The sequence below is a fragment of the Acinetobacter sp. SWAC5 genome (assembly GCF_003419885.1).
GTDB classification, from domain to species: Bacteria; Pseudomonadota; Gammaproteobacteria; order Pseudomonadales; family Moraxellaceae; genus Acinetobacter; species Acinetobacter cumulans.
Genome location: NZ_QUWR01000044.1, coordinates 1 through 9,785, shown reverse-complemented (window position 1 = coordinate 9,785; position 9,785 = coordinate 1). Strand labels below are relative to the sequence as shown.

General features: G+C 53.3%; 9 protein-coding genes and 2 pseudogenes. 7 read left to right on the top strand and 4 right to left on the bottom strand.

What is annotated here, in order from left to right:
• The 4 genes from DYI81_RS17245 to DYI81_RS17230 all read left to right on the top strand — a co-directional run.
• The coding region (locus DYI81_RS17245) for an IS3 family transposase (protein WP_117008159.1) at nucleotides 1–606 on the top strand (606 nt) is incomplete at its 5' end.
• Nucleotides 607–705: 99 nt separating this feature from the next.
• Entirely contained in the window at nucleotides 706–1,509 is an 804-nt protein-coding gene (gene aph(3'')-Ib, locus DYI81_RS17240) for an aminoglycoside O-phosphotransferase APH(3'')-Ib (RefSeq protein ID WP_001082319.1), read from the top strand.
• On the top strand, nucleotides 1,509–2,345 hold the full coding sequence (locus DYI81_RS17235) for an aminoglycoside O-phosphotransferase APH(6)-Id (protein WP_000480968.1): 837 nt from the start codon (nucleotides 1,509–1,511) through the stop codon (nucleotides 2,343–2,345). The genes aph(3'')-Ib and DYI81_RS17235 overlap by 1 nt, the downstream gene beginning before the upstream one ends.
• Nucleotides 2,346–2,512: 167 nt before the next feature.
• Complete coding sequence (locus DYI81_RS17230; protein WP_052928020.1) at nucleotides 2,513–2,779, top strand: hypothetical protein; 267 nt, start codon at nucleotides 2,513–2,515, stop codon at nucleotides 2,777–2,779.
• A 15-nt stretch (nucleotides 2,780–2,794) separates the two neighbouring features.
• Here the strand turns inward: DYI81_RS17230 and tet(Y) are convergent, their stop codons facing one another.
• Complete coding sequence (tet(Y), locus tag DYI81_RS17225) at nucleotides 2,795–3,970, bottom strand: tetracycline efflux MFS transporter Tet(Y) (protein ID WP_011931119.1); 1,176 nt, start codon at nucleotides 3,968–3,970, stop codon at nucleotides 2,795–2,797.
• A gap of 82 nt (nucleotides 3,971–4,052) precedes the next feature.
• Between tet(Y) and tetR(Y) the strand changes: the two genes are divergently transcribed.
• A complete protein-coding gene (tetR(Y), locus tag DYI81_RS17220; RefSeq protein ID WP_011931118.1) occupies nucleotides 4,053–4,676 on the top strand; it encodes a tetracycline resistance transcriptional repressor TetR(Y) in 624 nt (207 codons plus the stop codon).
• 63 nt (nucleotides 4,677–4,739) lie between these two features.
• On the opposite strand, the gene DYI81_RS17215 is transcribed toward tetR(Y), so the two are convergent.
• Together DYI81_RS17215 and DYI81_RS17210 are read right to left on the bottom strand one after the other, a co-directional pair.
• On the bottom strand, nucleotides 4,740–5,036 hold the full coding sequence (locus DYI81_RS17215; RefSeq protein ID WP_044501921.1) for a hypothetical protein: 297 nt from the start codon (nucleotides 5,034–5,036) through the stop codon (nucleotides 4,740–4,742).
• 140 nt (nucleotides 5,037–5,176) lie between these two features.
• Nucleotides 5,177–7,015: pseudogene (locus tag DYI81_RS17210) on the bottom strand (Tn3 family transposase); the annotation flags it as partial.
• Nucleotides 7,016–7,075: 60 nt separating this feature from the next.
• Here DYI81_RS17210 and DYI81_RS17205 point away from each other — a divergent pair.
• A complete protein-coding gene (locus DYI81_RS17205) occupies nucleotides 7,076–7,780 on the top strand; it encodes an IS6-like element IS26 family transposase (protein WP_001067856.1) in 705 nt (234 codons plus the stop codon).
• Between the two features lie 81 nt (nucleotides 7,781–7,861).
• Here DYI81_RS17205 and DYI81_RS17200 read toward each other — a convergent pair.
• Nucleotides 7,862–8,890, bottom strand: a pseudogene (locus DYI81_RS17200) (DUF4158 domain-containing protein); the annotation flags it as partial.
• 125 nt (nucleotides 8,891–9,015) lie between these two features.
• On the opposite strand from DYI81_RS17200, the gene DYI81_RS17195 reads away from it, so the two are divergent.
• Nucleotides 9,016–9,630: a recombinase family protein gene (locus DYI81_RS17195; RefSeq protein WP_000904906.1), complete on the top strand. Its 615-nt coding sequence runs from the start codon at nucleotides 9,016–9,018 to the stop codon at nucleotides 9,628–9,630.
• The last annotated feature ends 155 nt before the right edge of the window (nucleotides 9,631–9,785 follow it).

Here is a 9,785-nt window from a genome sequence, read left to right as displayed (position 1 = left end):
TTAATGAAGAAAATGGGCATTAATGCGTTATATCGTAAACCAAATCTAAGTCAGGCCAATCAAGCTCACCGTAAATATCCATATCTGCTCAAAGGATTGGCTATTCAGCGCAGTAATCAAGTGTGGTCTACGGATATAACGTATATCCCTATGGCAAAAGGCTTTGTTTATTTATGTGCTGTGATTGATTGGCATAGCCGCAAGGTACTTGCGCATAGAGTATCGATTAGTATGGAGGTTACATTTTGCATAGAAACATTAAATGAAGCTATTGAAAAATATGGCCGACCTGAAGTCTTTAATACAGACCAAGGCAGTCAGTTTACCAGTGATGCATTTATTGATGTATTGAAATCAAATGGCATTCAAATCAGTATGGATGGTAAAGGTCGATGGGTTGATAATGTGATGGTTGAACGATTATGGCGGAGCGTTAAATATGAAGAGGTGTATCTCAAAGCCTACAGCAATGTTTTGGATGCGAAGAAGCAATTAAACGCATATTTTGAATTTTATAATTTGAAACGACCTCATTCGAGTCTGGACAAAATGACTCCAGATGAGTTTTACTATGACCAGCTACCACAACAAAATAAGGTAGCTTAACTAGAGCAGAGTATCACTTATAAATAAGCTTTTAGTTGTTCAAACAAGTGGGACCACCTCTCACCTCCGCGCTTCATCAGAAAACTGAAGGAACCTCCATTGAATCGAACTAATATTTTTTTTGGTGAATCGCATTCTGACTGGTTGCCTGTCAGAGGCGGAGAATCTGGTGATTTTGTTTTTCGACGTGGTGACGGGCATGCCTTCGCGAAAATCGCACCTGCTTCCCGCCGCGGTGAGCTCGCTGGAGAGCGTGACCGCCTCATTTGGCTCAAAGGTCGAGGTGTGGCTTGCCCCGAGGTGATCAACTGGCAGGAGGAACAGGAGGGTGCATGCTTGGTGATAACGGCAATTCCGGGAGTACCGGCGGCTGATCTGTCTGGAGCGGATTTGCTCAAAGCGTGGCCGTCAATGGGGCAGCAACTTGGCGCTGTTCACAGCCTATCGGTTGATCAATGTCCGTTTGAGCGCAGGCTGTCGCGAATGTTCGGACGCGCCGTTGATGTGGTGTCCCGCAATGCCGTCAATCCCGACTTCTTACCGGACGAGGACAAGAGTACGCCGCAGCTCGATCTTTTGGCTCGTGTCGAACGAGAGCTACCGGTGCGGCTCGACCAAGAGCGCACCGATATGGTTGTTTGCCATGGTGATCCCTGCATGCCGAACTTCATGGTGGACCCTAAAACTCTTCAATGCACGGGTCTGATCGACCTTGGGCGGCTCGGAACAGCAGATCGCTATGCCGATTTGGCACTCATGATTGCTAACGCCGAAGAGAACTGGGCAGCGCCAGATGAAGCAGAGCGCGCCTTCGCTGTCCTATTCAATGTATTGGGGATCGAAGCCCCCGACCGCGAACGCCTTGCCTTCTATCTGCGATTGGACCCTCTGACTTGGGGTTGATGTTCATGCCGCCTGTTTTTCCTGCTCATTGGCACGTTTCGCAACCTGTTCTCATTGCGGACACCTTTTCCAGCCTCGTTTGGAAAGTTTCATTGCCAGACGGGACTCCTGCAATCGTCAAGGGATTGAAACCTATAGAAGACATTGCTGATGAACTGCGCGGGGCCGACTATCTGGTATGGCGCAATGGGAGGGGAGCAGTCCGGTTGCTCGGTCGTGAGAACAATCTGATGTTGCTCGAATATGCCGGGGAGCGAATGCTCTCTCACATCGTTGCCGAGCACGGCGACTACCAGGCGACCGAAATTGCAGCGGAACTAATGGCGAAGCTGTATGCCGCATCTGAGGAACCCCTGCCTTCTGCCCTTCTCCCGATCCGGGATCGCTTTGCAGCTTTGTTTCAGCGGGCGCGCGATGATCAAAACGCAGGTTGTCAAACTGACTACGTCCACGCGGCGATTATAGCCGATCAAATGATGAGCAATGCCTCGGAACTGCGTGGGCTACATGGCGATCTGCATCATGAAAACATCATGTTCTCCAGTCGCGGCTGGCTGGTGATAGATCCCGTCGGTCTGGTCGGTGAAGTGGGCTTTGGCGCCGCCAATATGTTCTACGATCCGGCTGACAGAGACGACCTTTGTCTCGATCCTAGACGCATTGCACAGATGGCGGACGCATTCTCTCGTGCGCTGGACGTCGATCCGCGTCGCCTGCTCGACCAGGCGTACGCTTATGGGTGCCTTTCCGCAGCTTGGAACGCGGATGGAGAAGAGGAGCAACGCGATCTAGCTATCGCGGCCGCGATCAAGCAGGTGCGACAGACGTCATACTAGATATCAAGCGACTTCTCCTATCCCCTGGGAACACATCAATCTTACCGGAGAATATCGTTGGCCAAAGCCTTAGCGTAGGATTTCGCCCTCTCCCGCAAACGACCCCATGTGGGCGGTAAAATCAGCTATGTCCGTATTCCCTCACCTGAAGACTTCTGGTGATGAAAATGGCATCCCCACCCGGAAACTGGAAAACCCGCTATAAAGCCAGTGATCTTGCAGACCATCAAAGATTAGAAATGACCTGCAAGAAATGTAACCGCCTTGTTTATATCAATAAGGCAATGATCAGCTCAATTCGAGGACACGAGCAATTATATTTGGACGAAGTTGAACGACGCGCACGCTGCAAAGCTCAAAATTGCCGTGGCACCATGCGCATGGCAATGGTGCGTCTTGATGAACTCAGCGGTTTTATTGGCGGGATTGCTTGATCTCCCGCCAAGATTTTAAGATCGCAATAAACTGGCTGACTGGCGCAATAATGGTATAGCAATAAGATAAAGGCTTGCTGCGACGAGCCAAACCCAACCATCCCACTGCCCCGCGGTTAAGCCATAAAGCGTCGTAAATCCGACCGGCCCGATAATCGAGGTTATATTCGTCAACCCCGTTAAAGTTCCCTGTAAAGCACCTTGTTTTTCATCGCAAACAAGACCTGAAATAATGGCCTGCAAAGCAGGCATACCAATGCCGCCTGTGGCCAGCATAAAAATTGCCGGCAGAACCATCCAGCTTTGCGTGATAAAAGCCAGCAATAAAAACCCGCACATATCAGCGCCCATTCCAAGCAGCAACACACCGCGGTCACCCAGTCGCTTTGAAAGAGTGCCGGTTAAAACAGCTTGTACGAATGTATGTGCTGCACCAAAAACGGCCAGCGACACACCTGCTGTGCCAATATCCCAATTCAAGCGCTGTTCGCCATAAATCACCCACAAAGCGGCGGGCGCCTGCCCAATCAGCTGCATAAGAAAAAACAACGCAAAAAAGCTGGCAAGTCCCTGAACTGCAAAATTGAAGCGAAAGCCTTCAAACAAATTGATTTTGGCTGGCTGTCCTTCAGGCGGTTGTGACGGCGTTTTGGGCAACAAGAAAGCCACCAAACAAAAGGCAATTGCATTGAGAAGAGCCCCTGCCACAAAGGGCGCATGCACAGATATATCACCAAGAACACCGCCAATAGCAGGCCCTGCAATCATACCTGCACCAAAACACGCCCCCATAAAACCAAACCAACGCGCACGTTCTTCCTGTTTAGTTGTATCAGCGATAATTGATGCCGCGATTGCACCAGTTGCTCCGGTAACACCTGAGATAATCCGGCCGATATAAAGCACCCATAAAACAGGCGCTGCCGCCATTATGCTATAATCAATCGTGGCACCTAAAAATGAAACCAGCAAAATAATCCGCCGTCCATAGCGGTCAGATAACCGCCCTAAAACGGGCGCGCAAAAGACCTGCATAAACGCATAAAGCGATAAAAAAACACCATAGTGAAATGCTGTTTGCTCTGCCGGTACAAATTCATTTAATAAAGCCGGAACCACCGGCATGATTAATCCCAAACCAATCGCATCAAGCGCGACAACAATGAGTGCGGTTATAAGTGATTTTGACATAGATGTGACTTTTATTTATCATTGATAAGTTGGCGATAATAAACTTTATCAACGATAAATTGTCAAGAGGTAATGCAATAAAATGACCAAATTGGATCGTGAGACCGTTATTCAGGCTGCACTTGAACTTCTCAACGAAGTCGGTGTTGACAATTTAACAACGCGAAAATTGGCCGAGCGCCTGAAGGTGCAGCAACCTGCTCTTTATTGGCATTTTCGCAATAAGCGCGCCCTGCTTGATGCCTTATCTGAAGCCATGTTAGAAAAAAATCACACCCGCACCGTGCCTCAGACAGGAGAAGACTGGCGTGTCTTTTTAAAAGAAAATGCACTCAGCTTTCGTAGCGCACTGCTTTCTTATCGTGATGGCGCACGCATTCATGCGGGCACACGCCCAACCAGTGCGCAATATGAGCGCGTGGAAAAACAGATCAGATTTTTATGTGAGAGCGGATTTGAACAGCCCGATGCCGTACGGGCATTAGTGATTGTCAGTCATTATACGACGGGCTCTGTCAGTGAGCAGCAAGCAGCCCTCGAAGATAGTTCTGAACGCAAACAAGCCTCAAAAGAAGCCCCTGCACAGCCATCACAGTTTCTATCTCATGCCTTTGATACATTCGATGCGGAAGGTGCCGATTTTGCCTTTGAATATGGATTGGATGCTTTAATTTCCGGTCTGGAAATGAAGAAAGCCACAAAATAACTTAGCAGATGCAACATAAAAAAGCCCCGCAAAGCGAGGCTTTTAAAATGATTAACTTAAAGATTATGCTTTTGGTGCAGCTTTTGGTTTGCGTGTTGAATAGACGACAAAGAACCCTGCAACCAAACCATAACCAAGCCATTTAAATGGCAGTATATCCGCATCTTCGCTGCGGATTGCACGTACCGCAACCGTGCCCGGACGTGTTTCCACACCCGCTTTACCACTGCTTTGAGCCGCTTCAATCTGATCAGGTGAGACGACCCATTCACGGCCTGTATATTTATCATAGGCCATAAAACCAAAGCCCACGATGAGTGCGGTGATTGCGCCTGCAATCAAACGAATGCGCATATTCATATCAAATTTCCATTATTTAATCTTGTTCAGCTTTTAAGCTGACAACAGCAAAAACATCAATTAGCAAAGCCGATCACTTATTATTATCTAATTCAAAATCACAAAATGGGGTCGTTTGCGGGAGGGGGCGGAATCCTACGCTAAGGCTTTGGCCAGCGATATTCTCCGGTGAGATTGATGTGTTCCCATCCGAGCGGCGAAACATGGGCCAAGAGATCGGGCGATAGCAGCTTTCCATCGCGTTTCTGGTTTGCAACGACCTCGCCGAGCTTCATGGTGTTCCAGAAGATGATGATGGCGGCGAGCAGATTCATGCCGGCGATGCGGTAATGCTGGCCTTCGGCGGAACGGTCGCGGATTTCACCGCGGCGGTGGAAGCTGATTGCCCGCTTCAGCGCATGATGAGCTTCGCCTTTGTTGAGCCCGATCTGGGCACGCCGTTGGAGTTCGGCATCCAGAATCCAGTCGATCATGAACAGGGTGCGCTCGACGCGACCGACTTCCCGCAGGGCTGTCGCGAGCTCGTTCTGCCGCGGATAGGAGGCGAGTTTCCGCAGAATCTGGCTTGGCGCGACGGTCCCGGCAGCAATGGTGGCGGCGATGCGCAGGATGTCGGGCCAATTGCGCTCGATCATGGCTTGGTTGACCTTTCCGCCGATCAACGCTCGCAGGTGCGCCGGGGCGGCCGACGGATTGAACGCGTAGAGCCGTTTGGATGGCAGGTCGCGGATGCGCGGAGCGAACCGGTAGCCGAGAATGGCACATGCGGCAAAGACGTGATCGGTGAAGCCGCCCGTGTCGGTGAACTGCTCGCGGATATGGCGTCCAGCATCGTTCATCAGCAGGCCATCGAGGATGTAAGGCGCTTCGCTTGCCGTTGCAGGAATCACCTGGGTTGCGAACGGCGCATATTGGTCGGAGACGTGGCTATAGGCTTTCAGGCCCGGGGTATTGCCATATTTCGCGTTGACCAGGTTCATGGCCTCACCTTGCTCTGTAGCGACGAAGAACTGTCCGTCGCTCGAAGCCGACGTGCCCATGCCCCAGAACCGGGCCATGGGTAACGCTGCCTGTGCCTCGACCACCATGGCCAGCGCCCGGTCATAGGCTTCGCCCTCGACATGCCACCGTCCAATGCGGATCAATTCCCAGAAGGTGTGGGTGTTTGTCGCATCCGCCATTTTGCGCAAGCCGAGGTTGATCCCTTCCGCCAAGATAACGTTCATTAGCCCGATCCGGTCAGCGCAGGGTGCTCCTGTGCGCAGATGGGTGAACGCTTCGGTGAAGCCGGTCGCCGCATCCACCTCCAGCAGGAGATCGGTGATGCGCGTGGGCGGGATCTGCTTGTAGAGATCGAGCACCAGATCTTCGGCGCCTGTCGGCGCGGCGGCTTCGAGTTTCTCGATATGCAGAACGCCGTTTTCAATCGACCCGCCCGGGATCGTGCCTGCGCGAGCGGCACGGCCAAGCTCGCGCAACCGCATGTCGAGGCGAGCTTGCCGGTCTGCCAGCCATTCCTCCGGCCGCAATGGCACAGCGAGACGACCGCCTTCCGCGATGGATTGTGCCGGAACGAGTGCGTGTTTCAGATCGCCATAGCGCCGGGACCTAGTAAGCCAGACATCTCCGGAGCGGAACGCATCGCGCAGATGGAACAGCACCGCGATCTCCCATAGGCGAGCGTCGCCAGCCCTCTGGGCCCGAAGGTGGCGATGCCATTTCGAGCTGGGCCGCAAGAAGCTGGTCATCGCGGCATCGTTCAAACCGGTACGAAGGGCCGTCACCGCTTCCAGAAGCGGCAGTGCAACGGGCGCAGCTCGCAGATCGAGCAGGCGCAACATGCGTGGAGCGTATCGGCGGAAGCGGTGATAACCGTCGAGCACATGATTGAGCGGATCGTCGGCCATGGTGGCGGTCAGCCTGGTTGCCATTGCAACAAGGGTTTTTAAGCCGTCCCACCCTGACCCACTCGCGATGGCACTGTTGCAAATAGTCGGTGGTGATAAACTTATCATCCCCTTTTGCTGATGGAGCTGCACATGAACCCATTCAAAGGCCGGCATTTTCAGCGTGACATCATTCTGTGGGCCGTACGCTGGTACTGCAAATACGGCATCAGTTACCGTGAGCTGCAGGAGATGCTGGCTGAACGCGGAGTGAATGTCGATCACTCCACGATTTACCGCTGGGTTCAGCGTTATGCGCCTGAAATGGAAAAACGGCTGCGCTGGTACTGGCGTAACCCTTCCGATCTTTGCCCGTGGCACATGGATGAAACCTACGTGAAGGTCAATGGCCGCTGGGCGTATCTGTACCGGGCCGTCGACAGCCGGGGCCGCACTGTCGATTTTTATCTCTCCTCCCGTCGTAACAGCAAAGCTGCATACCGGTTTCTGGGTAAAATCCTCAACAACGTGAAGAAGTGGCAGATCCCGCGATTCATCAACACGGATAAAGCGCCCGCCTATGGTCGCGCGCTTGCTCTGCTCAAACGCGAAGGCCGGTGCCCGTCTGACGTTGAACACCGACAGATTAAGTACCGGAACAACGTGATTGAATGCGATCATGGCAAACTGAAACGGATAATCGGCGCCACGCTGGGATTTAAATCCATGAAGACGGCTTACGCCACCATCAAAGGTATTGAGGTGATGCGTGCACTACGCAAAGGCCAGGCCTCAGCATTTTATTATGGTGATCCCCTGGGCGAAATGCGCCTGGTAAGCAGAGTTTTTGAAACGTAAGGCCTTTGAATAAGACAAAAGGCTGCCTCATCGCTAACTTTGCAACAGTGCCCTCGCGATGACATCGCCCAGCGGCTGGCCATCATCCTGTGCATCGACCAGGGCGCCCCCGATCTCGGCGAAGGATTTCAGGGTGTCACGCACCACCCCCGCTTCGTCTGCGACCTTTGCATGGCAAATACGCTCCGAAGCACGGTAGAGACGGCCGACGATCCGGTCGTGGGTTTCGACCACTGCGTCGGCCAACATCGCCTGCCATTCCGAGACGCAAACAGCCAAGATCGCAAGCCGCCTGTCCTCCGGGAGATCGCGCATGCCGTCGGCATAATACCGTTCACCCTGCCTGCGCAGACGAGTCACCCGATGGGCAGGAACGCCGGCAAGCAGATCCTCGGGGAGATCGACGCGTTGCAGATATTCGAGCCGGTCGAGCAGCCGGTTGGCCGACGAAGAGTTCGAGCCAGGCTCGAACTGGCGCAGCCACACAAAACGGGTCACCCGATCATCAGCCGTCTCCTCGAGCAATGCCAGCAACTGTTCTCGGATCGACATAGGCAGCCGACTGGCGATCCTCGTCTCGATGCGTCGCTCGGCATCGACGAGAGCCGCGGCACAAAGCCGCTCGATCGTGGATGTCGCGGGAAGGACAGTGCGGGTGCGTCGGCACTCGGCTACGAAGCGACGGGCGATATCCTCGTTCGACACCGCCATCTCGGCTTCTCGGAACAACCATTCCTTCAGCTCGCTCGCACCACGTCCGGAGAAGGTGCGGAAGCCGTAGAGCCCCCGTAACTCGGCAAGATGCTCGTGCCGTGTTTCCTCGCGGGCAGCATAGTCTACGAGATCGTCGGCACCCAGGCCAAGCTGCGCTCCGATAAATTCGATGACCTCTGCAGGGATCAGTTCGCCTGGAGCCAGCACCCGGCCGGGATAGCGCAGGACACACAATTGCAGGGCGAAGCCGAACCTGTTGTGAGCGCGCCGACGCAGCCTGATATGCCCAAAGTCTTCATCACTCAGCGTATAGTGCTTGAGCAAATCCGTCTGTGAAGTCGGCAAGCGCAACAGCGCGTCTTTCTGCCGATCGGTTAGAGTGACGCGACGCGGCATACATGTTCCTTTTTCAAAATCTGATAGCGTTCAAGACGCTTTGTTTATGAAGCTGGTTGAGATACATTTCCAGAGGTCAATGCAATCGTGGCCGAAGCGCCGCCTCAAACCAACGTTTGTGATACATGCTGATCGGATATGCCCGCGTCTCCAAAGCCGATGGCTCGCAGTCTCTCGACCTGCAGCACGACGCCTTGCGCGCCGCAGGTGTCGAACGGGACAATATCTATGATGATCTTGCTTCCGGCGGTCGTGATGATCGCCCTGGCTTGACTGCCTGCCTCAAGTCATTGCGTGACGGCGATGTGCTGGTGGTCTGGAAGCTCGATCGCCTCGGACGATCGCTTGCCCATCTGGTCAACACGGTGAAGGAGCTGTCAGACCGCAAGATCGGCCTGCGGGTTCTGACTGGAAAGGGCGCTCAGATCGACACCACGACTGCGTCCGGTCGCATGGTGTTCGGAATCTTCGCCACCTTGGCCGAGTTCGAGCGGGATCTGATCCGAGAGCGCACCATGGCGGGTCTCGCCTCCGCGAGAGCGCGCGGTCGCAAGGGCGGACGAAAATTCGCGCTCACCAAAGCTCAGGTGCGTCTCGCGCAAGCCGCCATGGCCCAGCGCGATACTTCAGTTTCCGATCTCTGCAAGGAACTCGGCATCGAGCGCGTCACTCTCTACCGATATGTCGGTCCCAAAGGCGAGCTCAGAGACCATGGAAAGCATGTTCTCGGACTTACGTAGCAACTCGTTTCTTTTCGCAGGTTGAGCCACAGAGGTGGATCAGGAAATTTGAACAACACTTATAAGTGATATTTTGCTCCCCAAATGATGTTATAAACATCAATATATGGAGTATTTTATGACACGTAGACCAAGAAGAAATCATTCAAATGACT

Excerpts from the sequence above, each read along its gene's own strand:
- DYI81_RS17235 (WP_000480968.1), top strand. The coding sequence starts at position 1,509 with ATGTTCATGCCGCCTGTTTTTCCTGCTCATTGGCACGTTTCGCAACCT.
- DYI81_RS17230 (WP_052928020.1), top strand. The coding sequence starts at position 2,513 with ATGGCATCCCCACCCGGAAACTGGAAAACCCGCTATAAAGCCAGTGAT.
- DYI81_RS17215 (WP_044501921.1), bottom strand. The coding sequence starts at position 5,036 with ATGAATATGCGCATTCGTTTGATTGCAGGCGCAATCACCGCACTCATC.
- DYI81_RS17205 (WP_001067856.1), top strand. The coding sequence starts at position 7,076 with ATGAACCCATTCAAAGGCCGGCATTTTCAGCGTGACATCATTCTGTGG.
- DYI81_RS17195 (WP_000904906.1), top strand. The coding sequence starts at position 9,016 with ATGCTGATCGGATATGCCCGCGTCTCCAAAGCCGATGGCTCGCAGTCT.